Annotated in this window: 23 protein-coding genes and 2 pseudogenes; 19 read left to right on the forward strand and 6 right to left on the reverse strand. The window is 66.9% G+C overall.

Going from position 1 to position 21321, the window contains the following annotated elements; translation table 11 throughout:
- The first annotated feature begins 298 nt into the window (after nucleotides 1-298).
- Both AC4PRM_RS09705 and AC4PRM_RS09710 read left to right on the forward strand, forming a co-directional pair.
- Nucleotides 299-1033: a cytochrome c oxidase assembly protein gene (locus AC4PRM_RS09705; protein ID WP_492039682.1), complete on the forward strand. Its 735-nt coding sequence runs from the start codon at nucleotides 299-301 to the stop codon at nucleotides 1031-1033.
- Entirely contained in the window at nucleotides 1030-1740 is a 711-nt protein-coding gene (locus AC4PRM_RS09710) for a cytochrome b (protein ID WP_492039683.1), read from the forward strand. Before AC4PRM_RS09705 ends, AC4PRM_RS09710 begins: the two co-directional genes overlap by 4 nt.
- A gap of 337 nt (nucleotides 1741-2077) precedes the next feature.
- Here the strand turns inward: AC4PRM_RS09710 and AC4PRM_RS09715 are convergent.
- Nucleotides 2078-2455 (reverse strand): annotated as a pseudogene (locus AC4PRM_RS09715) (c-type cytochrome); the annotation flags it as partial.
- Here AC4PRM_RS09715 and AC4PRM_RS09720 point away from each other — a divergent pair.
- The 5 genes from AC4PRM_RS09720 (at nucleotide 2438) to AC4PRM_RS09740 (ending at nucleotide 7409) form a co-directional block, all read left to right on the forward strand.
- Entirely contained in the window at nucleotides 2438-2836 is a 399-nt protein-coding gene (locus AC4PRM_RS09720; RefSeq protein WP_492039684.1) for a c-type cytochrome, read from the forward strand. The pseudogene AC4PRM_RS09715 and the gene AC4PRM_RS09720 sit on opposite strands and share 18 nt — an antisense overlap.
- Nucleotides 2829-3797 carry a cytochrome c oxidase subunit II gene (gene coxB / locus AC4PRM_RS09725; protein ID WP_492039685.1) on the forward strand — a complete coding sequence of 323 codons (969 nt, stop codon included), beginning with the start codon at nucleotides 2829-2831 and terminating at the stop codon, nucleotides 3795-3797. The genes AC4PRM_RS09720 and coxB overlap by 8 nt, the downstream gene beginning before the upstream one ends.
- A complete protein-coding gene (locus tag AC4PRM_RS09730) occupies nucleotides 3794-6337 on the forward strand; it encodes a cbb3-type cytochrome c oxidase subunit I (protein WP_492039686.1) in 2544 nt (847 codons plus the stop codon). The genes coxB and AC4PRM_RS09730 overlap by 4 nt, the downstream gene beginning before the upstream one ends.
- Before the next feature lie 2 nt (nucleotides 6338-6339).
- Entirely contained in the window at nucleotides 6340-6645 is a 306-nt protein-coding gene (locus AC4PRM_RS09735; protein WP_492039687.1) for a hypothetical protein, read from the forward strand.
- 194 nt (nucleotides 6646-6839) lie between these two features.
- The gene (locus tag AC4PRM_RS09740; RefSeq protein ID WP_492039688.1) at nucleotides 6840-7409 is read left to right on the forward strand and encodes a hypothetical protein; all 570 of its coding nucleotides are present in this window, start codon (nucleotides 6840-6842) and stop codon (nucleotides 7407-7409) included.
- Nucleotides 7410-7435: 26 nt separating this feature from the next.
- Here AC4PRM_RS09740 and AC4PRM_RS09745 read toward each other — a convergent pair whose 3' ends face one another.
- From AC4PRM_RS09745 to AC4PRM_RS09760, 4 genes are read right to left on the reverse strand one after another with little or no spacing between them, the layout of a single operon-like run.
- Nucleotides 7436-7960, reverse strand: coding sequence for a DUF1543 domain-containing protein (locus AC4PRM_RS09745; RefSeq protein WP_492039689.1), 525 nt, complete (start codon nucleotides 7958-7960; stop codon nucleotides 7436-7438).
- Nucleotides 7957-9636 (reverse strand): FAD/NAD(P)-binding protein, encoded by a 1680-nt coding sequence (locus AC4PRM_RS09750; protein ID WP_492039690.1) that lies wholly within the window; start codon nucleotides 9634-9636, stop codon nucleotides 7957-7959. The genes AC4PRM_RS09745 and AC4PRM_RS09750 overlap by 4 nt, the downstream gene beginning before the upstream one ends.
- Before the next feature lie 58 nt (nucleotides 9637-9694).
- Nucleotides 9695-10279 (reverse strand): arylesterase, encoded by a 585-nt coding sequence (locus tag AC4PRM_RS09755; RefSeq protein WP_492039691.1) that lies wholly within the window; start codon nucleotides 10277-10279, stop codon nucleotides 9695-9697.
- A 31-nt stretch (nucleotides 10280-10310) separates the two neighbouring features.
- Nucleotides 10311-11063 carry an SDR family NAD(P)-dependent oxidoreductase gene (locus AC4PRM_RS09760; protein WP_492039692.1) on the reverse strand — a complete coding sequence of 251 codons (753 nt, stop codon included), beginning with the start codon at nucleotides 11061-11063 and terminating at the stop codon, nucleotides 10311-10313.
- Between the two features lie 169 nt (nucleotides 11064-11232).
- Here AC4PRM_RS09760 and AC4PRM_RS09765 point away from each other — a divergent pair, with 169 nt between their 5' ends.
- The 11 genes and pseudogenes from AC4PRM_RS09765 to AC4PRM_RS09815 all read left to right on the forward strand — a co-directional run bounded on the left by AC4PRM_RS09765 (nucleotide 11233) and on the right by AC4PRM_RS09815 (nucleotide 20032).
- Entirely contained in the window at nucleotides 11233-11802 is a 570-nt protein-coding gene (locus AC4PRM_RS09765; RefSeq protein ID WP_492039693.1) for an SRPBCC family protein, read from the forward strand.
- Nucleotides 11803-11840: 38 nt separating this feature from the next.
- The gene (locus AC4PRM_RS09770; protein WP_492039694.1) at nucleotides 11841-13016 is read left to right on the forward strand and encodes a zinc-dependent alcohol dehydrogenase; all 1176 of its coding nucleotides are present in this window, start codon (nucleotides 11841-11843) and stop codon (nucleotides 13014-13016) included.
- Between the two features lie 173 nt (nucleotides 13017-13189).
- Nucleotides 13190-14011, forward strand: a complete 822-nt coding sequence (locus tag AC4PRM_RS09775; RefSeq protein WP_492039695.1) for a TIGR02587 family membrane protein — start codon at nucleotides 13190-13192, stop codon at nucleotides 14009-14011.
- Nucleotides 14011-14421, forward strand: a complete 411-nt coding sequence (locus AC4PRM_RS09780) for a hypothetical protein (protein ID WP_492039696.1) — start codon at nucleotides 14011-14013, stop codon at nucleotides 14419-14421. The genes AC4PRM_RS09775 and AC4PRM_RS09780 overlap by 1 nt, the downstream gene beginning before the upstream one ends.
- A 139-nt stretch (nucleotides 14422-14560) precedes the next feature.
- Nucleotides 14561-15334, forward strand: coding sequence for an exodeoxyribonuclease III (locus AC4PRM_RS09785; RefSeq protein ID WP_492039697.1), 774 nt, complete (start codon nucleotides 14561-14563; stop codon nucleotides 15332-15334).
- A gap of 290 nt (nucleotides 15335-15624) precedes the next feature.
- Nucleotides 15625-16926: a cation:proton antiporter gene (locus AC4PRM_RS09790; RefSeq protein ID WP_492039698.1), complete on the forward strand. Its 1302-nt coding sequence runs from the start codon at nucleotides 15625-15627 to the stop codon at nucleotides 16924-16926.
- Between the two features lie 232 nt (nucleotides 16927-17158).
- Nucleotides 17159-18166, forward strand: coding sequence for a sensor histidine kinase (locus AC4PRM_RS09795; protein ID WP_492039699.1), 1008 nt, complete (start codon nucleotides 17159-17161; stop codon nucleotides 18164-18166).
- A 276-nt stretch (nucleotides 18167-18442) separates the two neighbouring features.
- Nucleotides 18443-18616, forward strand: a pseudogene (locus AC4PRM_RS09800) (response regulator transcription factor); the annotation flags it as partial.
- 109 nt (nucleotides 18617-18725) lie between these two features.
- Nucleotides 18726-19007, forward strand: a complete 282-nt coding sequence (locus AC4PRM_RS09805; protein WP_373258445.1) for a hypothetical protein — start codon at nucleotides 18726-18728, stop codon at nucleotides 19005-19007.
- A gap of 172 nt (nucleotides 19008-19179) precedes the next feature.
- Nucleotides 19180-19539: a hypothetical protein gene (locus tag AC4PRM_RS09810; RefSeq protein ID WP_492039700.1), complete on the forward strand. Its 360-nt coding sequence runs from the start codon at nucleotides 19180-19182 to the stop codon at nucleotides 19537-19539.
- A 46-nt stretch (nucleotides 19540-19585) separates the two neighbouring features.
- Nucleotides 19586-20032 carry a hypothetical protein gene (locus AC4PRM_RS09815; protein ID WP_492039701.1) on the forward strand — a complete coding sequence of 149 codons (447 nt, stop codon included), beginning with the start codon at nucleotides 19586-19588 and terminating at the stop codon, nucleotides 20030-20032.
- A 71-nt stretch (nucleotides 20033-20103) separates the two neighbouring features.
- Here the strand turns inward: AC4PRM_RS09815 and AC4PRM_RS09820 are convergent, their stop codons facing one another.
- The gene (locus AC4PRM_RS09820; protein WP_492039702.1) at nucleotides 20104-20502 is read right to left on the reverse strand and encodes a BLUF domain-containing protein; all 399 of its coding nucleotides are present in this window, start codon (nucleotides 20500-20502) and stop codon (nucleotides 20104-20106) included.
- A 265-nt stretch (nucleotides 20503-20767) separates the two neighbouring features.
- On the opposite strand from AC4PRM_RS09820, the gene AC4PRM_RS09825 reads away from it, so the two are divergent.
- A complete protein-coding gene (locus AC4PRM_RS09825; protein WP_492039703.1) occupies nucleotides 20768-21313 on the forward strand; it encodes a type 1 glutamine amidotransferase domain-containing protein in 546 nt (181 codons plus the stop codon).
- Nucleotides 21314-21321 lie beyond the last annotated feature (8 nt).

The following is a 21321-nucleotide window of genomic DNA, read 5'->3' on the forward strand; positions in this document are numbered from 1 at the left end:
AATGTCACGCTTGAGTGTTCGAAGTCCGGTCAGGGGTGCGGTTGCGGGACACCCGGCCGCGGGCACAGGAGATACCGATGACGGCTTACGCCTTGCACGCACGGTCAGGGCTCCGTCCACTTCATGTCCTGCTTCGAGGCTCTGCGACGGCGCGGGTCTGCACCCATCCTGCCGGTGATACCGACGTCCGGCATACCCGAGACGTCCCGTGGTATAACTCTGGCGGGCCGGAACTGACGGCCGTCCTGGCCCGGGTTCCACCCGGCCCTGCGGGCGCAGCCCGTCTGGATTGCACACGATGATCTGGCAGCCCTACTGCGGCCCGGGTGCGCTCCCGTCCGACTTCTGGACACGGTGGAACTTCGACCCAGCACTCCTGATCGGACTGGCCGCCGTCACCGCCGGTCTGATCTGGGCGACACGTCGGGATCCGCGCGGCCGTAGCCTCGCGCTTGCGGCCGTGGCCGCTCTCATTGTGGGGTTCGTCTCACCCCTCTGCGCCCTCAGCTCGGCCCTGTTCACGGCCCGTACGCTCCACCACGTCCTGCTGGTCGCCATTGCCGCCCCCCTCCTGGCCTGTGCCCTTCCGCACCTGCGCCACTGGCAGGGTGCCGCGCGGCTGATCGGGGTGTTCGGCTTCGCCATCATGTTCTGGGCCTGGCACACCCCTGCCGCCTATGCCCTCGCCCTGTCGAACGACGCCGCCTACTGGGCCATGCAGCTGGGCCTGCTGGGCACGGCCACGGTGTTCTGGATGTCGGTCCGGGTGTCCTCCGGGCCGGCGGCGGTGATCGCCCTGCTCATCACCATGGTCCAGACGGGCCTGCTGGGGGCCCTTCTGGTCTTCATGCCGACAGCCATCTATGCGCCCCACCTGTTGACCACCACGGCGTGGGGTCTGAGCCCGCTGGAGGACCAGCAGCTGGCGGGCCTCATCATGTGGGCCCCCGCCGCCGCCGTCTACCTGGTCGCCGCCCTGACCATCCTGGGGCGCTGGATCGGCCCTGACAGGCTGCGGGCGCAGTCGGCGTGATCGTCAAGCCGATCCAGCGGGTCCTCAAATGGGCGGCAGGCCATGCCGACGAGGGCCGGTATTCCCCCGTCGGTATCGTCTTCCACTGGACCATGGCGGCCCTGGTGCTGTTCCAGCTGTTCTGGGGCTGGTGGATGAACCGGCTGCGCGTCGGCGGAGACATGGTGGCGGCCTATGACCTGCACTATGCCATCGGCGTGCTGATGCTGGTGCTGGCAGTGGCGCGACTGGGCTGGCGACTGCTGGCACCCGGACCGATCAACGATGCGGACAAGCCCGGCTGGCAGAGTATCGTGGCCCATGTGACCGCCTGGATCTTCTACATCTGCCTGCTGGGACTGCCGCTCACGGGCTGGGCCATGATCTCGGCGACGGCACGGGAACAGCAGCCGGAACTGCTCTGGCTGGTCAGGTTTCCGCTCATGCCGATGCAGGAACTGACCAACAGCCAGAGATGGGCCGTAGAGGCGGTGGCGGAATGGATGCACTGGGGGCTGATCGTCACCCTGCTGCTGCTGATCCCCATGCACATCGGCGCGGCGCTGAAGCACCATTTCATCGATCGGGACGACGTGGTCCACGGGATGCTGCCGGTCCTGCCGCAACTGCCGCGGCGGCGGACGCGCTGGCAGCGTCGCTGGCTGGTGATGGAGACGTGGGTCGGGTCTCGAGCCAGAGGGCTATGGCGGAAATTTCGCGACCGCTGAGCCCGGCGACGGCCTGGGTCATGACATTGCGCGGATCGTTCCGGCGCTCCGCTCGCTTCCACCGCATCAGCTGGTCGACCGTATAGGCGGCCGGCTGGCCGGACACCGCCGGGTTGCCAGGCCCGACCCCTTCGCCCGAAGGTCCATGACAGCTCGAGCAGGCCGGGACACCCCGTGCAGCGTCACCCCGGTGCCAGACCGCGGGCTCCGCAGACAGGCTGTCGGCCACCTCCGGCGAAGGCAGTGAGGCATAGTAGAAGGCCACGTCGCGGCGGCTGTCGGCATCCAGACGCCTCGCGATCGCGCTCATGACGTCATGGTGGCGGGTATCGGCGGCATAGTCCTCCATCTGCTTCTGCAGGTATCCGGCGTCCAGGCCCGCCAGGCGGGGAACGCTCACCCCGTCGCCCTGCCCCTGGAGCCCGTGACAGCTGAAACAGGCATTGGCCGCCCCGCTCGCGCCGCCGCTCAGCGCGACCAGTTCCCCGGTCTCGGTCAGGGCAGCGTCCGTCCGGCTCGGTGGCCGCTGACAGGCCGACATCGCGGCAAGCCCCAGGGCCATTGCGAGGATCGACAGGGCGCGGCTGCGGAAACCAGACATCGTTCGGAAACCCGGGGTTACGGCACAGGTTCCGATCTGTCGGGAACCGCGACGCTTCAGGGGGATTGGTGAAATGACGGGAGGGGGCCATGAACCATGCAGACAGGCGAGCATCGGCGCACGACATCCGGCCTCCTGCTGATGGTCCCGACCCTTATGCTGCTCGCCGCCTGCGCCGACAAACGCCAGCAGCCCCGCGACATCACCGGCGCGGATGCCGGGGCGGGTCTTGCGGTCATCGAGCGGACGGGCTGTGCGGCCTGCCATCAAATACCGGGCGTGGACTGGCCCCAGGGCACCGTCGGCGGCTCCCTGGACGGGTTTGCGGACCGATCGATGATCGCGGGCCGGTTCCCCAATCAGCCCGACACCCTGGCCACCTGGGTCAGGAATGCCCCGTCCATGAGTGCGACGACCGGAATGCCCGCCCTGCCCCTGACTTCCGCCGAGGCCCGCGACGTGGCCGCCTATCTGTACACGCTGGACCATGACTGAACCGATCGACGGCCTGCAAGGCTGGCCCCCGCCCGCGCTCGATCCCGCCGGACCCTTCGCCGGTCCGGTGAACACCCTGTCCTGGGCCCTGATCGCCATGGCCGTGAGCGTGTTCCTGGTCGTCATGATCGCCCTGGGCGTGGCCCTCTTCGGTCCCCGGTCGTGGCGCAGGAAGATCGGCGGGGAGAAGGTGCTGTGGACGCTGGGCCTGGCATTCCCGGTCGTTGTCCTGTCGGTGCTGCTCGTCTGGGGTCTCGGCCTGACGGCGCAGCTCAGCGAAGAGCCGCAACCTGGCGAGATGCGCGTGCGCGTCACCGGGGAGATGTGGTGGTGGCGCGTGGCCTATCTTGACGCTGACGGAAACGAGGCCTTCCAGGATGCCAATGAGGTCCACATTCCGGTGGGCCAGCCCGTGGTGTTCGAGCTGGAGGCCGCCGACGTCATCCACTCCTTCTGGGTGCCCCGCCTCGGTGGAAAGATGGACATGATCCCCGGACGCCGGAACATTCTCAGGCTCCAGGCGGACGAACCGGGGGCCTACGGCGGTCAATGCGCTGAATACTGCGGCGGTCCCCATGCCCTGATGGGTCTGGTCGTCGTGGCCCATACGCCCGAGGCGTTCGCGGCGTGGCGGGCCCGTCAGGCCGCGCCCAGCGCGGGCCTGCTCGCAGCCACGGCCCTGCCCGGCTCTGCCGGCCGGCAGGTGTTCCAGGCGTCCGGGTGTGGAGCCTGTCATTCCATCAACGGCACCGAGGCTAACGGCCAAGCTGGCCCGGACCTCAGCCATGTCGGCTCACGCCGGACCCTCGGAGCCGGCATCCTGCCCAACAACCAGGGCACGATGGCCGGCTGGATTTCCGACAGCCAGGCGATCAAGCCCGGGAACCGCATGCCGGCCTATCCTGTCCTGACCGGCCAGCAGCTGCGCGACGTCTCCGCCTATCTCGAGAGCCTGGAATGACAAAGGCCCCTTCCGAGACCGGCTTCGACACCGACCTTTACAAGCGCTTTCCGACCCGGGGCGAGCGGCCCGAGGCGGAAAAGGAAGAGCTGGAGAAGATCTGGTGCGGTCCCCGGGGCTGGGAGTGGATCACCGTCATCAACAACAACTACGTCGGTGTCTATTACATCGGCGCAGCCATGCTGTTCTTCGTGCTGGCGGGCATACTGTCGCTGCTGATGCGGACCCAGCTGGCCCTGCCGCTGAACGGCTTCCTGGAACAGGAAACCTACAACCAGCTGTTCACCATGCACGGGACCATCATGATGTTCCTGTTCGCGGTGCCGGCGGTGGAGGCACTGGGCGTGCTGTTGCTGCCCCAGATGCTGGGCGCGCGTGACCTGCCGTTTCCAAGGCTCAGCGCCTATGCCTTCTGGGCCTATCTGATCGGTGGCCTGGCCTTCTTCTGCTCGATCTTCTTCGGCCTGGCTCCGAACGGCGGCTGGTTCATGTATCCGCCCCTGACCTCGATGACCTATTCGCCCGGCATCAATGCCGATTTCTGGCTGCTCGGCATTGGCTTCATCGAGATCTCGGCCATCGCCGGGGCCATCGAGATCATCGTCGGGGTGCTCAAGAACCGCGCGCCCGGCATGACGCTGGACAAGATGCCGATCTTCGCCTGGGGCATGCTGATCTTCGCCTGCATGATCATCATCGCCTTCCCCTCTGTGATCCTGGCCACCACCCTGATGGAGCTGGAACGGGCGTTCGGCTGGCCCTTCTTCGATGCTCTGAAGGGCGGCGATCCCATGCTGTGGCAGCATCTGTTCTGGTTCTTCGGCCACCCGGAGGTCTACATCATCTTCCTGCCTGCTGCGGCCGCCATGTCGACCATGGTCGCGGCGGTCGCGCGCACGCCCCTGGTCGGATACCGGCTGGTCGTGCTGGCCATGATCGCGACGGGCTTCATCAGCTTCGGCGTCTGGTCGCACCACATGTTCACGACCGGCATGCCGTCGATCTCGATCGGCTTCTTCGCCTCGGCCTCCATGGCCGTCAGCCTGCCGGCCGGCATCCAGGTCTTCGCCTGGATCGCGACCATCGCCGCCGGTCGCATGCAGTTCTCGACCCCCGGCCTGTTCGTGCTGGGCTCTCTGACGGTCTTCGTCATGGGCGGCCTGACCGGGGTGATGGTGGCCATGGTGCCCTTCGACTGGCAGGCGCACGACAGCTATTTCATCGTCGCCCACCTTCACTACGTTCTGATCGGCGGGATGGTGTTTCCCTTCTTCGCCGCCCTCTATTTCTGGACCCCGATGTCCTCCCGGCGGCCGCTCAGCGAGCGGCTGGGCAGATGGGTCTTCTGGCTGATGTTTGCGGGCATCCACGTCACCTTCCTGCCCATGCACCTCACCGGCCTCATGGGCATGCCGCGCCGGGTCTATACCTATCTGCCGGACCGGGGCTGGGAGATCCCCAACATGATCTCGACGGTCGGGGCCTTCCTCTTCGCAGCCGGGGTCCTGGTCTGGATCGTCGACATGATCCGAAACTTCCGCCCCTTCGGCCCCAGGGACGCCGGAAACGTCTTCGGGTCGGGCGGCCTGGAATGGCTGCCGACAGGCCTCTATTCCACCCGCAGCATTCCGATCGTGACCACCCGCTATCCCCTCTGGGACCAACCCGATCTCGCCCGCGACGTGGAAGCCGGCCGCTACTTCCTGCCTGATGCCCCGACCGGCGACCGAGAGACCCTGGTCACCAGCCCCCTGACCGCCGAACCGCAGTATCTGCAGCGGATGCCCCGGCCGTCGGGCTGGCACGTCTGGGCGGCCGTCTTCACCGCGGCCTTCTTCCTTCTGCTCGTGATCCAGGCCTACTGGGTCTCGGCCATCTGCGGCGTCCTGGCCATCTCCTGCATCTTCCAGTGGTGCTGGTTCCTGGACCAGCCCCGTGTCCAGCCCGAGGTCGACATCGGCGCCGGCATCCGGGTGCCCACCTATATGAGCGGGCCGCGCAGCCACGGCTGGTGGGCCATGGTCATCACCCTGGTGGTCGCCGGAATGATCCTGGTCATGACGGCCTTCTCCTACGTCTTCCTGTGGAGCCGCAATCCGCTGGCATGGGTCTCGCCCCCCTCCACAGGGCTGATCATCACGGCGATCCTCTACGTCCTCGCCATAGTCGGGGTCCGAGCGTCCAACGCCGCCCTGGCCCTGGACCGGCCGCGCAGTCCGGTCATCGCCACCGGCCTGATGCTGGCCTCCCTCGCCCTGATCGGCGGCGGCTGGACGATCGATCTGGCCGGATGGATGGCCACGGATCTCAGGCCCCAGGTGTCCGGCCAGGGCGCGACGGTCTTCTTCTTCCTCTCCTGGCAGGGCTTCTTCGTCTTCACCTCGGCCATCATGGGGCTTTATGCCCTTCTGCGCTGGATCAGCGGCCATGTGGAAGCCGGGCGACCCTCAACCTTCCAGCTGATCGGGCTCTTCCTGGGCTATACGGCGGCCCAGGGGCTGATCTCCATCCTGCTCACCCGGCTGTTTCCGGGAGGCTGACGATGCAGCGCTGGCTCTACATGCTGGGAGGGCTGCTCGTCTGGGCGGTCCATTTCGTCGGGGTCTATGCGATCGCCAGCATCGGGGACGTGGTCTCCGCTGCTGACGCCCCCACCTGGCGTCTGGTCGGTCTGGGGTTCAGCGCCCTCTGCGCCATGCTCGCCCTCGGAATGCTCATCCACGCGCTCCGCCGTGCCGACGACGGGACGGATACCATCGATCTGGCCAATACTCTGGCCCGGCTCGGTGCGCTGCTCGCCCTGATCTCGGTCATCTGGCAGTCGCTGCCGACCGTCGTGGGTTACTGACGCCCCCCAGCCTTGCACGGACGATCGTCCCCTTCGGACGTGCCCGGCGACACAGACCTGCCGGGACACCGTTCGCTATGCCGCCCCGCTAACATTGGGAGCGGGATCCTCATTCCTGCGTTTGCTGTCTCCGCGCGGATCCTCGGGCGGGTGCGCCTGTCCCGGCAGTATCCGGGTTCTTCCGGAGCCTGCCCTTGTCCGACATCGCCGGCTGGATCGCGCCTTTCACCACCGCCCTTGCCGCCGTCATGACGGCCTCCAACCTTGGGGCCCGTGTCACGGGCTGGGGGTTTGTCGTCTTTCTGGTGGGGTCGATCTGCTGGTGCATTGTGGCCCTGACCACCGATCAGCCCAATCTCCTCTGGGCCAATGGCTTCCTCACCCTCGTCAATGGTCTGGGCATCTGGCGCTGGCTCGGTCGCCGGGCCCGCTATGAGCGCGGCGGACAGCGCGCCAGCGCCCGCAGCGCCAGGGCCGCTTCATCGACCCTCGCTCCGCTCGGCTCCCTGATCGGTGGCACGGTCACCGGACCGGACGGCTCCCGCCTGGGTCAGATCACGGAGATCATGATGAGGTGCGACGACGCCGCACCCGCCTACCTGGTTGTGAGCGTGGGGGGCCTCGGCGGGGTCGGAGAGACCCTGCATGCGCTTGATGCGGGCGAGTTCGACCTTTGTGCAGACGGCATCCGCAGCCATGTATCCGCGACCGTGCTGGGCGCACGCACACCGATTGCCCCCGACAACTGGCCAGCGAAGGCCTGAGGTCGCCCGGCTCCCGATCTCCGCTCCTAGCGGGCCGGACGTGCACGAATAGGCGTGTAGGCGCAGCTGAACGCAGGATCGCCTGCCCCGATATCGGGTTCCAGATGAATGTGCAGGCGCGCCTCGCCCGCTGCCTCATCGAGGGCAAAGGCCTGTTCGGCTTCGTAAAGATCGTCCCGGTGGGGGGCCGTCCAGCCGCGGGCGCGTTTCAGGGCCCTCGACTTGGCTCCAGCCAGGGTGTCGGCCACCACGAAGACATTGCGATGCCGTTCGACGAAATCCTCGTCGTCATAGCCGCCCAGGTTCACATAGTAGAGCCGGGCCGGACCCTCGAACGGCTCCGGTCGAAGGCTGATGCGATAGCCGTCCGCCTGATCGATCTCGGCCCAGCCGTCGATATGCAGGCTGCCCGGCCGTCCCCACCACTGCGCCCTCAGGCTTTCATGCGTGGCCTCGATCGTCGGGGCGACAACGAAGCGTATGTCATGCACCTCGATATTGGCGTGCGGATGCTCACCCCCGATGTAGATCGCGAAGAGTTTGGGGGTCATGCGGCCTCCGGGGTGCGGCGGGGTGAGGGATCGAGGCGTCGCTGCGACGCCTGCACAAGTTCGCGACCGACCACCTGCCCCATCCTGTGGGAGCTGGTAATGCCCTGGATGAAGGGATGTCGACCCATGATGAAGGGCAGCCCGAGGCAGAAGAGCCTGTGCGCGGCGGGATGGTCCGACACCGGCCGGAAGGTGTCGTCGATCGCGATCCCGCGCACGCTGTCGCCCGAACCTTCCTCGACCTCGTCGCGGATCAGGCCTTGGGACAGCAGCGACAGAAAGGGGAACTGCAGGCCGGAGAGCGCCCGCTGTCCGGTCGCCTCGACGAAGACCGGGAAGTGCCGCCTTTCCCCGCCGGTCTGGACGATCGCTCCGGACAGCGGTGTCTCCCGATCAATGGTGTAGGTCTCGCCCAGGGCTTTCACCTGAAGACGTCCGGCCCGGTGCAGGGCAAGGAGGCGCGCGATGGAGCGATGGGGCACGGCTCCGTAGCTGTCCACGAAGACCGGCTTGAGCGACCGGTTGAACCGGTCGAACTGGGCAGCGTCCAGGTGGGGAACGATCAGGGCAAAGACCTCGTGCAACCGCAGCAGGGCATAGCGCCAGCCGATGGTAATTCCCTGGGCCATATTCCGGCGCGCTTCGGCAAGGTTTTCGGCCGCCCAGTCGAACGGATCGACATCGGCCCGGCGCGCAAAATAGGCGGTCGCGAACGTCTCCGGGGTCGACGTTTCCAGCCCGACCTCCCGGGTATACTCCGGATCGCTCAGGGCCATCTCGCGCCTGAAGAGGGCAAAGGCACGGTCCAGCCGACCTTCCACCGGGCCAGCGGCCACCTCCACCAGGGCCTCCGGGGTCATTACGACCGGGGGCTCTGGCGGCAGGGGGGAGAAGACGTCCGCCTCGGGCAGAAGCCCGCGCCGCGACATCATGGTCAGGCTCAGGCCTTCAGACCCGGGCCGCACCCGGTACTGCATCCCCCCGTCATCGCCCGAGGCGTCCGGCTCGATGAAGTCCCCGTGCGCCATCGCCAGGGCGACGGCCGCGTCTATGGCCGTCAGCGACGATCCCAGGATGCCGACCGGGACCGCCGGGATGCGGGCCAGGGTCGAGGATGGCCAGGGGGTGAGATGATAGCCGTCACGCGGCCTGATGCCGGCGGGCCACTGGTGTCCCGTGGCCAGAACGACCTGGTCGAAGACGAGATCGACCGCCGGCCGGCCGTCATCGACGATGGAGAGGCGCATCCCGGCGGGGTCGGCGCTGACATCCGCGACCCGGCAGCGCGATCTCACCGTGATACTGACGCCCTGCCCTGCCGCCTTCCCGACGAGGGCGACAAGCTGGTCCGCGAGGAACCGGCCGAGCACCACGCGCGGATAGATGCCACGGTCGTCGATGGTGTCGGCCCGCAGGCCGAAGGTCACCAGGGTCTCGGCGTCCTGCCGGCGCAGCCAGGCCGACAGGGTTTCCGTCACGGGCGGGATTTCGATACTCGCGATGTTGGCCAGCAGCACGGGATCGTTCCAGCCGGACCGGTAGGGGGAGCCCGGGCCTGCCGTAGGTTCGGATTCGAACACCGTGACGTCGATGTCGCGGCCACCAGCCTCCAAGAAGGCGGCCAAGGTATAGAGGGTCGTCGGCCCCGCACCGACAAAGGCGATCGTTGATCTCATGACGCCTCAATGCCGCTGAGCCCGAATGGTGGCATGGACGGCCGGTGATTCCGCCCGGTCAGGACAGATTTCCGGTCACGGGTCTCGCGGCATGCCGCAGAGCCGCGACCACTACCGGGGCGAGGCCCCGCGCGATGACGTCGATGCCGGCCGCATTGGGGTGAAGACGATCCGGCAGGGTGAAGGCCGGATCCAGAGCCATCCCTTCCAGCAGGAAGGGGTAGAAGGCGACCCCATGCCGCTGGGCGACCTGGCCGAACACGGCCTCGAAGGCCTGGCCCCAGGCTCCAGCCCACGGCGGGGCTCGCATGCCGCACAGCAGGACGTCGATATTTCGGGCCTTCAATCGCTCGATGATCTCGTCCAGCGTCCGGGCCGTGTCCGCAGGACGCAGCATCTGCATCAGATCATTGGCTCCGAGCGCCACCACACACAGCCGGGTCCCGGCCGGGACGTCACGGGCCAGACGGCGCAGTCCGTCCGCGGTCGTATCGCCCGAGACACCCGCGCCGAAGACCCGCACGCGCTGACCAAGGCGGCTGATCGCCACCTCGAGCCTTACCGGCAGGGCGGACGCCGCGGGCAGGCCGAAGCCGGCGCTGATGGAATCTCCGAGGAGGGTCACGACCGGCAGATCGGACATCCGTTCGGCCTCGGAAGCAGACCATCCGGCCTCAGGCACCGCCACCCGGCTCCGCCTGTTTGCGATGCATTTCGGCCAGGGCGGTCTGGGGCAGCACAGCGGCCGTGGCCGCCTGGACCTTGTTCATCATGCCGGCCACGACATCGCCGTCACCGCGCAGCATGGCCCGGTAGCCGATTTCGGCAACCTTGTCGGCCTGCATCTTGTCGGCCTTGCCGACGACCGTGTCCTGCATCCCCGCCCGCTCGAAGAACTCCGTTTCGGTCGGCCCCGGCATCAGGACGGTCACGCTGACGCCCGTGTCCTTCAGCTCATTGCGCAGGGCGAAGGACAGGCTGTCCACATAGGCCTTGGAGGCGTTGTAGACGGCCTGGAAACTGCCCGGCATCAGTCCGGCGATCGAGCCCGTCAGCAGGATGCGGCCGCTGCCGCGTGCCCGCATGTCCCGGCCGACCAGATGAAGGAGCCTGGTGGTTCCGGTGATGTTGGTGCCGATCACATGGGCGATGTCCTCAAAGGCCTGGTCCAGAAAACCTTCGCCCAGGCCATGGCCGGCATTGGCGGCCAGGGCATCGACCGGACGGCCTTCAAGCCGATCGTACAGGACCTGGACACCGTCCTCGGTCGCAAGATCCACCTCCAAGGTGTCGACCACCACCCCACTGCGGCCCAGGGTCTCCCTCGCCTCGTTCAGGGGCCTGTCCGCACAGAGCATCAGGTCGTAGCCGTCCTTAGCGAACAGACGCGCCAGCTCCAGTCCGATGCCGGAAGAGGCACCCGTCACGAGGGCGAGTGGCCGAGTGGGGGTCGACGCAAGTCCGTTATCCGACACAGCAATTCTCCTGTTAACCGCTGACTGGGCCAACCTGATCTGACGGGGCGCGGTTCCATATTGCCCCGCTGGAACCGGGGCTCGAGGCAGGGATTGGAACAGTCCGACACACGGAGCACCCATGTCCCAAGAGCCCCAGTCCACGGATGCCGACCTAGCCTCCACCGCCTTCCTCGACCACGACCGGATCGAGGGGGACCATGCGTCCCCGAGCCTGCGGGCCGTCATGATCAACCGTCCGCGGGCGGAGCTCTATGCGGCCTGGCGCGACCTCGAGCGCCTGCCGCACTTCATGGAGAATGTGAAGTCGGTCCGCGTGATCGACGACACCCGCTCGACGTGGGTGATCGCCGGACCGGCCGGCCAGGACATCGAGCTCGACAGTCTGATCACCGAGGACCTGCCCGGCGAGCGGATCGCCTGGACCTCCACCGAGGGGTCCGACATCGACCATGAGGGGTGGGTCAGCTTCAAGGACAATGCCTTCGGACGCGGTACGGAAGTGCGGCTCTTCATCAGCTACGACCCGCCCGCCGGCGTGGTCGGCAAGGCGGTGGCCAAGGTCCTTCAGCGGGAACCCAGGGTCCAGGCGCGGCGCGAGCTGCGGCGCTTCAAACAGCTGATGGAGACCGGTGAGGTCTCGACCTCCAGGGCCCCGGATGCGGCACCCCGCGGCCCCCGCCACCTCTGACATTCCCTCTCGGCCTATCGCAGAACAAGGACCCCGCCATGCGCGCACTGACCTGGCACGGCAAGCACAACGTCAAGGTGGACACCGTCCCCGATCCGCAGATCGTCAATCCCCGGGATGCGATCATCAAGGTTACCGCAACCGCCATCTGCGGGTCGGACCTTCACCTCTACGACAGCTATATCCCCGGCATGTCGAACGGGGACATCCTCGGCCATGAGTTCATGGGCATCGTCGAGGAGGTCGGCAAGGAAAACACGACCCTGAAGGTCGGCGACCGGGTGGTTGTGCCCTTCGTGATCGCCTGCGGCCAGTGCTTCTTCTGCGACCACAGGATGCCGGCCGCCTGCGACAACTCCAATCCGGCGGAGAAGGCTGACGCCTCCGAGATCGCCTATGGCTATGCCATGACGGGAGCCTTCGGCTATTCCCACCTGACCGGCGGCTATGCCGGAGGGCAGGCTGAATACGTCCGCGTCCCCTATTCGGACTATGGGCCGATCAAGATTCCGGACGGGATCGAGGACGAACGCGTCCTCTTCCTCTCCGACATCTTTCCGACCGGATGGATGGCGGCGGAGAACTGCCAGATCCAGCCGGGTGATACGGTCGCCATCTGGGGCTGCGGACCCGTGGGACTGTTCGCCATCAAGAGCGCCATTCTACAGGGCGCGGGACGGGTCATCGCCATCGACCACCATCCGCGTCGCCTCGAACTGGCCAGGGCCAACGGTGCCGAGGTCCTCAACTACCATGAGGTCAAGGTGCGCGAGGCCCTGGCCGAGATGACGGCGGGCATAGGCCCCGACAGCTGCATCGACGCCGTCGGCATGGAAAGCCATGGCTTCTCTCCCGACAATATCATCGACGCCATCAAGACCACCACCCGACTGGGGACGGACCGGACCCACGTCCTTCGAGAGACCATCATGGCCGTCCGCAAGGGCGGCACGGTGTCTGTGCCGGGCGTCTATGGCGGCATGGCGGACAAATGGCCGGTCGGGGCCTTCATGGAAAAGGGGCTGACGCTCAAGACCGGCCAGACCCACGTCCAGAACTACCTGCCCCAGCTGCTGCAGATGATCCTGGAAGGCAGGATCGACACCACGGACCTGATCAGCCATCGCCTGCCGCTCGAGCAGGCCGCCGAGGGCTACAAGAACTTCAAGGAAAACCAGAACGAATGGACGAAGGTGGTGCTGCTGCCGCACTAACGGGGACGCTGTACCGGGCGTCTGTCTCGCGCGGGTCGACCGGGGGATGGCAAGTGCTTCGTCGACGCCTCTCCGAGGTACGGCGAAGGGCCGCCAGCCCCGATTGAAGGCGGAAACTCTCGCTGTCGGCAACGGTTGAGGGAGCCACCTGGGTCAGGACGCGTTCGGGTGACATGACACAAGCGCTGCTGCAGGACCGGGCCAACCTCGCCTATGCCCGTGACCTGGGCCGGGCCTTCGGCGGGGCCCTGCTGTTCGGCCTGCCACTGCTGATGACCATGGAGATGTGGAACTACGGTCTCACGCTTGACGGGACCCGGCTGGCCATCTTCCTGCTGAGCTCCCTTCCGCTCTTGTTCGGACTGGCCCACTTCGCCGGTTTCACGCCTGCCCGCAGCCTGAGCCTGGCGGCTCTCGAGGTCTTTGCCGCCCTGGCCGTCGGCTTTGTCAGCGTCTGCATCCTGCTGGCGCTTTTCGGCGTGTTTCAGGACGCCGCCTCCCCGGGCGTTACGACAGGTCAGGTCGCCCTGCAGGTCGTCCCCGCGGCCATGGGGGCCCTTCTCGCACGCCGCCAGTTCGGCACGGATCGCACCAGCGAGGACGAAGGTGAGGCGCGCTACCCCGGCGAGCTCTTCCTGATGGTGGCCGGTGCGCTCTTCCTGGCCCTGAACATCGCGCCCACCGAGGAGGCCCGGCTGATCAGCTATATGATGGGCCCATGGCAGGCGATCGCGCTCATGGTCCTGTCCCTGGGGCTGATGCATGCGATCGTCTACATGGCCGGCTTCGCAGGCCAGGAGGAACAGGGCCATCCCGTGTCCGCCTTCATCCACTTCACCCTCGCGGGGTACGGACTGGTTCTGCTGACCTGTGCCTTCGTCCTGTGGATCTTCGGGGCGCTTGACGGCCATAGCCTCCCCGCCACGGTCGACGCCCTGATCGTCCTGGGCTTTCCCGGTGCCATTGGCGCCGCCTCTGCACGTCTGCTGATCTGATGACCCGAAAGCCTTCCAGACCCCCTGCGTCGAAACCGGGCAGCACAAGCAAGGCACCCGATCCTCCCTGGCTCGCCTGGGCCATGGGCGGTCTGGGCATCGTGCTCGTCCTCGGATGCCTGGGCGTGATCCTCTGGCGCGCCACCTCCGAAGTCGAGGACCCGGACGTACAGCTGCGGCTGATCGGGACACGCCCCTCCCAAGGTCAGTGGCTGGCCGAGATCGAGGCCAGGAACCTGGGCGGCGAGACGGCCGCGGAGGTCGAGATCGAGGGCCGTCTCGGAGACGAGACGGCTGCGGCGCTCGTCGATTACCTCCCCGCTTCCGGCCGCCGGACCGTCGTCCTCGGCTTCTCCGCAGACCCCCGTGGACGGCTGGAGATGCGGACCCGCGGCTGGATCGAACCGTGAAAGCCTGTCCGGCCCGGCTGGCGCGCCTCCTGCACGCCTGCCCCACCGGGCCATCCCGCCGTCCAACCCCAGGCTGCGACCGGCTCCCTGATGCGCCGTCACCCCTGCTGAGCCCATTGCGGAACGGTCGGTAGGGGCCGTGCGGATTGCGACCTTCAACATCAACGGGATCAACAGTCGTCTTGAACGGCTGACAGACTGGCTGACCGAGACCGGCCCTGACATCGTCTGCCTGCAGGAGCTCAAGACCCCGCAGCGTACATTCCCCGACGCGGCGCTGGCAGCGCTGGGCTATCAGTCCGTCTGGCTCGGGGAGGCGCGCTGGAACGGCGTGGCGATCCTGTCCCGGATTGGCGAGCCGATCGTCACGCGCCGATCCCTCCCCGGAGCGGGGCAGGACCAGCAGAGCCGGTACATCGAGGCGGCCGTCGCCGGCATCCTGGTTGGCTGCCTCTACCTGCCCAATGGCAATCCGCGGCCCGGGCCGAAGTTCGACTACAAGATGCGCTGGTGCGACCGGCTGGTGGCCCATGCCGGCAGGCTGGTGGAGGCGGGCGTACCGGCTGTCCTGTGCGGGGACTACAATATCGTCCCCACCGACCGGGACATCTACAATCCTGCGTCCTGGCGCGAGAACGCCCTGCTGCAGCCGGAGCCCCGGCAGTCGTTCGCCGATCTTCTCGACCAGGGCTGGTCCGATGCGCTGGCTGAGCGCTATCCGCACGATCCCCAGTGGACCTTCTGGTCGTATCTGCGGAATGCCTGGGACCGGGACTCAGGCTGGCGGATCGACCATCTGCTGCTGAGCCCGGCCCTCGCCGAGCGGCTCAACGACGCTGGCGTTGACCGCGACGTACGGGCGCACGCCGGGGCCAGCGACCACGCCCCGGTCTGGATAGATCTGACGGACTAAACCCTGACACGCGAACAAGGCCAGGGTCAGGAACCGCTTCGACAGCCATGGGCCTTGTCAGGACTGGGTCAGGCCCAGACTCACTTTCGCCGATGGACGAGCACACTGCCTGTACCCACACGAATGACGGCAGGCCCGCGCGTCGCGACGGCCAGGTCAATCCTGGGGTGACGGCCTGAACCGAAGCTCGACACAGCCCATACGCGCACCGGGTCCGCCTAATGTCCCTGCCCCTCGTAACCACATGGGTTCTGCCGCATTAAGCGAGACGCCTTCAAGAGCGCACCCCAATGCCCGATCCCTACATCCTCATGCTGTTCGTGGTCGGGGCCCTGATTGCGCTGGTGGCCTGGCTGCCCCTGGTGTTCCGGCGGGCCCCGCTGTCGCTGCCGATCGTCTGCGTTGTGCTGGGGGCCGGCCTGTTCAGCCTGCCGCAGGTGGGGTTCGATCCGCTGCCGCAGGCCTATCCGGACATCACCGAACGGCTCACCGAGTTTGTGGTGATCATCGCCCTGATGGGCGCGGGCCTGAAGATCGACCGGATCTTCAACCTGAAGCGCTGGGGCGTGACCTGGCGCCTGCTGGGTATCACCATGATGCTGTCGATCGTGGCGATCGTGGTGCTGGGCTGGACGGTTCTGGGTCTGGGGCTTGCGGGAGCGATTCTTCTCGCCGGAACCCTGGCACCGACCGACCCCGTACTGGCTTCCGATATCCAGGTCGGTGCGCCCCAGGAAGGGCGGGAGGACGAGGTGCGGTTCGGCCTGACGTCGGAGGCCGGCCTCAATGATGGCCTGGCCTTCCCGTTTGTAAACCTGGCCATTGCCCTGGCGCTCGTGGCGGCAGGCCAGAAGACCGACTGGTTTGTCGAATGGCTGACCTACAGCGTCCTCTGGGAAATAGGCGCCGGCCTGGCCGTAGGCTGGCTCATAGGCTGGGTGTTTGGCTGGCTGACCTTCACCATTCCCGCCAGCACCAAACTGGCGGCGACGCGCGACGGGTTCATAGTCCTGGCGGCCACCTTCCTCTCCTACTCCGTGACGGAGATGCTGCACTGCTACGGCTTCCTGGCGGTGTTCATCACCGCGCTCGCCTTCAGGCATGCGGATCGTGATCACCAGTTTCACGTCGAGATGCACGACTTCATCGAACAGATCGAGCGCATGGCCATGATGGTCGTCCTGGTCCTGTTCGGTGGGGCCCTGGTCAGCGGCCTGCTGGCTCCGCTGCGACCTGTCGATGTGATGGTCGCCGTCGTGATCGTACTGGTCGTGCGCCCCCTGGCCGGGATGGTCGGCTTCATCGGTCTGAGGCGCCCCCTGCGTGAAAAGCTGATCCTGGCCTTCTTCGGCATCCGCGGCGTGGGGTCCTTCTACTATCTCGCCTATGGGCTGAACGCCGCGCCCTTCGAGGGCGGCGACCGGCTCTGGGCCCTCGTCGGCCTGATCTGCCTGATGTCCATCCTGCTGCACGGCATCACGGTCACCCCGGTGATGCGCTGGTTCGACCGGAGCCAGGGCCGCAATCCCGATGCTGACGCAGACCCGACTGGCGGCGAAGACCATCCGTCCGGCCGGGGTGCCTCGTCCTGAAGCCGGCCACCTCATTCCCTCACCGGGCGACCCGAGGCTTGCCCAGACCCTGGCCGGGACGCTGCAGGATCCGTCCTGCCGATCAGGCGCGCGCAGGACCTGGCTTCCTGAGGCGAACGTGACCCATCGGGAGTCAACAAAGACGCCTCGCGTCTCAGGGATCAACTGGACAACCGTCGCGACCACGACGATGGTTGAACCGCTGGGCCGTCATGCGGCTGGGGGAACAGGCGTGCACAAGGACTACTTTCGCAGCCCTGTCTGGCGCGGCTATCTGCTGGCCGTCCTGGCCTGGGGGATAGCCTTCGGTCTGCGATACGGCCTTGCGCCCTGGTTCCCGCCCGGCTTCCCCTACCTCACCTTCTTCCCGGCCGTGGTGCTGGTCGCCTACTACGCGGGGCTGCGTCCCGCGATCCTGACGGCGCTACTCTCGGCCCTGGCCGCCTGGTGGTTCTGGATCGGTCCAATGGGTTTCGAGCTTGGCATCGCTACGGCTGTGGCCCTTGGCTTCTACGCCTTCGTGGTCGCCGTCGATGTCTTCTTCATCGTCGGCATGGACGGAGCGACCCGGCGTCTGGCCGTGGAGGTGGAGCGCAGTGAGGCCCTCGCGCAGAGCCGGGACATCCTGATGAAGGAGGTCCAGCACCGCGTCTCCAACAACATCCAGGTGGTCAGTGCCCTGCTGAGCCTCGAGGCCCGAAGCACAAGCGATCCGGGGGCCCGCAAGGCCCTGTCGGACGCCTCGGCGCGCACGGCCCTCATCGCGAGCATCCAGCGCAGTCTCGCGGAAGTGGACGGCCGTACAGCAACGTTCGAGGACCTGGCGCGATCCGTCGTCGACGACGCCATGCAGGCCGCCGCCCGGGATGACGTGACCGTGTCCATCGATGGCAATGGCACCGTGCTCTCGGCCGATGAGGGAACCCCCGTGATCCTGATCATGCTGGAGTGTGTCAACAACGCCCTGGAACACGCCTTCCCCGACAGACCCGGCCACATCGATATCCGCCTGGACGACGACGGACGCCGGCGGACCCTGGAGATCAGCGACAACGGAAAGGGGCTGTCGGGCCTTGCCAAGGGGGCACCGACGAGTCTGGGCCTGCGCATCATCGCCGCCCTGGCCCGCCAGCTCGGCGGCGACTGGACCCTGCGTGATGCAGATCCTGGTACGGCGGCGCGGTTGAGCTGGCCGCACGCCTCGATCACCCTTTCGACCTCCAGCGTCTCACCCGCCTGAACCTCGGCATCGGTGGCTGGGCACGGTCAGCGCTCTCCATCGATGTGTGGCTCTGCGGAAGACCCTGCGCCCGGGCCGCAACCGGAGCCGCTGGACGCGCGGGTCCCCCTCGATCTAGGCTGCGTCTGCCATGGCCCTCGCTAAGACCACCTCGAAACCCTGCGAGAGACACACCGCCCTGGGAGCCTCTCCTGGCGGCAGCCCGGTCGTGCCCACCGGCACGTACGGCGCTCGTCCCCGCCCTGCCCAAACTCTGATCACCCGGGGGGCGAACCCGTGACGGAGGCTGCCGTCCACAGCCTCACCGCCCGCGAACGCGCCTGCCTGACGGGCGTCGCGGCCCACAAACAGTCCAAGGAGATCGCCCGGGATCTCGGCATCGGCCCGCGTGCCGTCGACAAACATATCGAGAACGCCACCCGAAAGCTTGGAGTGACGTCCCGGCGCGAGGCGGTCCGCCTGCTGGGGATGGGACTTCGCAGTGATTACGAAGGGGAGCCGCTCCCCCTGCCCGAAACGCTTCAGGATGTGCTCGATGGGGCCTCGAGAGGAGGCCCCCGTGCCCTACGCCATCACACCCCTGCCGGAGACCTCGTGGGAGGATCTGGAAGCGATCTTCGACAGCCTGGCCGAGAGCGAGGCGCAGAAGGAGTCGGTCCATCACCTTCTCGACGTGACCCGCTCCCTGAGCCCCTATCTCTCGAGGCTCGATCTGCTGCGCGAGATTATCTGCATAGCGCTCGTGCTTCTGCCCGAGAACGATCTGCCTCCCGAGAACTGGGACTGGCTGACCCGAGGCCCCGCTCCACCGGGCTCCGACGTCTCGTCCAGGCCATGCTGATGGCCGTTGTGACGGGCATACTGATCATCGGCGGGCTCGCCAGCGCCCTGCAGATCGGTCATCTCGCCCAGACCTTCGACCGCAGCTTCAGTCGCCCCTAGGCCGACCCTCCTCCCGAAATTCCCAAACAACCAGACTCTCATCCCGCCTCAAGGCGGAGGAAGGTATTCCCATGCGCCGTCGCGAACTCGCCCAGACCCTCGCCACCTCCCTGTTCGAAACCGAGGCCGCGATAGATGCGGCCATGGAGAGGGCCGGGCTGCTGATCGCCCAGACCGCCGCGCTGCGCCGTGAACACGGAATCTCCGCCGTCCTCGGTCATGAAGGCGTCAGCGCCCTGGCCCGGATGATCGATGCCGTCGGCCAGGCCCGGGGCCATGCCATGGTGGCCCACGCAGCCTTCGCCGCCTCCGCCCCCATGATCGGCGTCCAGCCTTCCACGCTTCACGGCACCGGCGTCGGCAAGCCGGACGAAGACACCAAACCGACCGGTCTGATGCCCGCCCTGCACCTGGTCGAGGCCTCAGCCTGACCTGAACGGCTTGAACATGGTCTGCCCACCCCTACTATGGCGGACCATGTTCAGCAGCCTCATCCAGCAGATCGGCGCGGTGCTCACCGTCCTCGTCACCGTCCTGTCCCTCTGGCAAGGCGACCGCCCGGTTCGCATTCTCGCCCTGGTTTCCGTGGCCGCCTTCGTGCTGTCGCCCCTGCTCCAGAACTGGAGCGACTTCATCTCCCCGCAGTGGGGCGTGGCCGCCGTCGACGCCGCCGTCCTGGCAGCGATCACCGCTCTCGTCCTCCGATATGACCGACGCTGGCTGATCGTGATCTGGGGGATCGCGGCGCTCAGCCTCCTGGCCCACCTCGGCAAGCTGGTGGATGCCACCCTCTTCCCCCGGGGCTATATCGGCGGGCTCTACATTCTGTATTTTGCCTTCCTCGCCGCCCAGCTCGCCGGTGTCATCGAGGCTGTCTGGAAGCGTCGGATCTTTCGGCGACAGATCAGTTCAGTAGAACCCTGAAGCCGCGCAGGCTCGGCTTCAGTGAAAAAACTGCCCCCGCGGCCCGCCCCCTAGCGTGACCCTGCCGAGCGTCAGCATCGCTGGCGCTCGATGAGGAGCCTCAGACGCTCGACGGCCATCACCGGCGCATGGCCGCAGGCGTCGATAGCCGCATCGATCTCAGGGGCGAAGTCCGGGGTAACCTGGGCCGCGACCATGGCCCAGTCTCTGAAAAGCCGCCGCGTCACCGCCGAGCGAAACACGACGTCCACATCGTTGTGACGGGGGTCCTTGCCGATGCGGCCCAGAGCGCGGTCCACATCGACCGATTCACCCTCCAGGACCTGGAAGAACCGGCCTCGGCTGACGAGAAGACCTCCACTCAGCCCGTCCCGCCGGTTGAGCTGGTCAGAGACGGCGATGATATCGGCCAGAGCCGCAACGGCCAGGTCCGGCCGGGTGGCTTTACTGCGATAGGCGATGCGGATCACACGGACGCTCTGAAAAGATCGATGATATCTCGACAAATCCTCAGTTCGGCTCGCGTTCCTAAGTCGTCTTCGCAACATTGCGCGCGGTCGCTGGATCCGATCGCACTCTTGCCAATATCGGGCCGACAAGAAGGACGTCCTCCGACGACATCGACCCCGGAGGCGTCACTGTGGCTGAAAGGACCGACCGCGGGATTGGGAGAAACACAGGAACAATCCCGCGCCCCCGGATGTTGTGCCACCTCCGCAGAACCGAGGATCACCGATGACCGAGCAAGCCCTGACCAACAAGACCATAGCCGTTCTCGCCACCGACGGTTTCGAGCAGGTCGAACTTACCAGACCGGCGGAGGCCTTGACGTCGGCCGGGGCCAAGGTCGTCGTCGTGTCGCTCGAAGCCGGCGAAATCCAGGGCTTCAACCACCACGACAAGGGCGACATGACGCCCGTCGACATCAAGGTCGGCGACGCAGACGTCGAGGACTACGATGGCCTGCTGCTTCCCGGCGGTGTGATCAGCCCGGACGCCCTGCGCCTGGACGATGCCGCCGTCGCCTTCGTCAAAGCCTTCGGCGAGGCCGGCAAGCCGATCGCGGCGATCTGCCATGGTCCCTGGACGCTCATCGACGCCGGACTGGTGAAGGGTCGGCGCATGACCTCATGGCCGTCGCTGAAGGCGGATCTGACCAATGCCGGCGCCGAGTGGGTGGATGAGGCGTCCGTGACCGACGGAGGCCTGGTCACCTCCCGCAACCCCGATGACATCCCGGCCTTCTGCGAGGCCGCCATCAAGGCCTATGCCGCAGCCTGACGGCCAGG

Source organism: Brevundimonas sp. DW-iso22, assembly GCF_058725425.1.

What these genes read in the sequence shown, in the direction of transcription:
- AC4PRM_RS09705 (WP_492039682.1), top strand. Translation starts at nt 299, where the DNA reads ATGATCTGGCAGCCCTACTGCGGCCCGGGTGCGCTCCCGTCCGACTTC.
- AC4PRM_RS09720 (WP_492039684.1), top strand. Translation starts at nt 2,438, where the DNA reads ATGCAGACAGGCGAGCATCGGCGCACGACATCCGGCCTCCTGCTGATG.
- coxB (WP_492039685.1), top strand. Translation starts at nt 2,829, where the DNA reads ATGACTGAACCGATCGACGGCCTGCAAGGCTGGCCCCCGCCCGCGCTC.
- AC4PRM_RS09730 (WP_492039686.1), top strand. Translation starts at nt 3,794, where the DNA reads ATGACAAAGGCCCCTTCCGAGACCGGCTTCGACACCGACCTTTACAAG.
- AC4PRM_RS09735 (WP_492039687.1), top strand. Translation starts at nt 6,340, where the DNA reads ATGCAGCGCTGGCTCTACATGCTGGGAGGGCTGCTCGTCTGGGCGGTC.
- AC4PRM_RS09745 (WP_492039689.1), bottom strand. Translation starts at nt 7,960, where the DNA reads ATGACCCCCAAACTCTTCGCGATCTACATCGGGGGTGAGCATCCGCAC.
- AC4PRM_RS09750 (WP_492039690.1), bottom strand. Translation starts at nt 9,636, where the DNA reads ATGAGATCAACGATCGCCTTTGTCGGTGCGGGGCCGACGACCCTCTAT.
- AC4PRM_RS09755 (WP_492039691.1), bottom strand. Translation starts at nt 10,279, where the DNA reads ATGTCCGATCTGCCGGTCGTGACCCTCCTCGGAGATTCCATCAGCGCC.
- AC4PRM_RS09765 (WP_492039693.1), top strand. Translation starts at nt 11,233, where the DNA reads ATGTCCCAAGAGCCCCAGTCCACGGATGCCGACCTAGCCTCCACCGCC.
- AC4PRM_RS09770 (WP_492039694.1), top strand. Translation starts at nt 11,841, where the DNA reads ATGCGCGCACTGACCTGGCACGGCAAGCACAACGTCAAGGTGGACACC.
- AC4PRM_RS09775 (WP_492039695.1), top strand. Translation starts at nt 13,190, where the DNA reads ATGACACAAGCGCTGCTGCAGGACCGGGCCAACCTCGCCTATGCCCGT.
- AC4PRM_RS09780 (WP_492039696.1), top strand. Translation starts at nt 14,011, where the DNA reads ATGACCCGAAAGCCTTCCAGACCCCCTGCGTCGAAACCGGGCAGCACA.
- AC4PRM_RS09790 (WP_492039698.1), top strand. Translation starts at nt 15,625, where the DNA reads ATGCCCGATCCCTACATCCTCATGCTGTTCGTGGTCGGGGCCCTGATT.
- AC4PRM_RS09810 (WP_492039700.1), top strand. Translation starts at nt 19,180, where the DNA reads ATGCGCCGTCGCGAACTCGCCCAGACCCTCGCCACCTCCCTGTTCGAA.
- AC4PRM_RS09815 (WP_492039701.1), top strand. Translation starts at nt 19,586, where the DNA reads ATGTTCAGCAGCCTCATCCAGCAGATCGGCGCGGTGCTCACCGTCCTC.
- AC4PRM_RS09825 (WP_492039703.1), top strand. Translation starts at nt 20,768, where the DNA reads ATGACCGAGCAAGCCCTGACCAACAAGACCATAGCCGTTCTCGCCACC.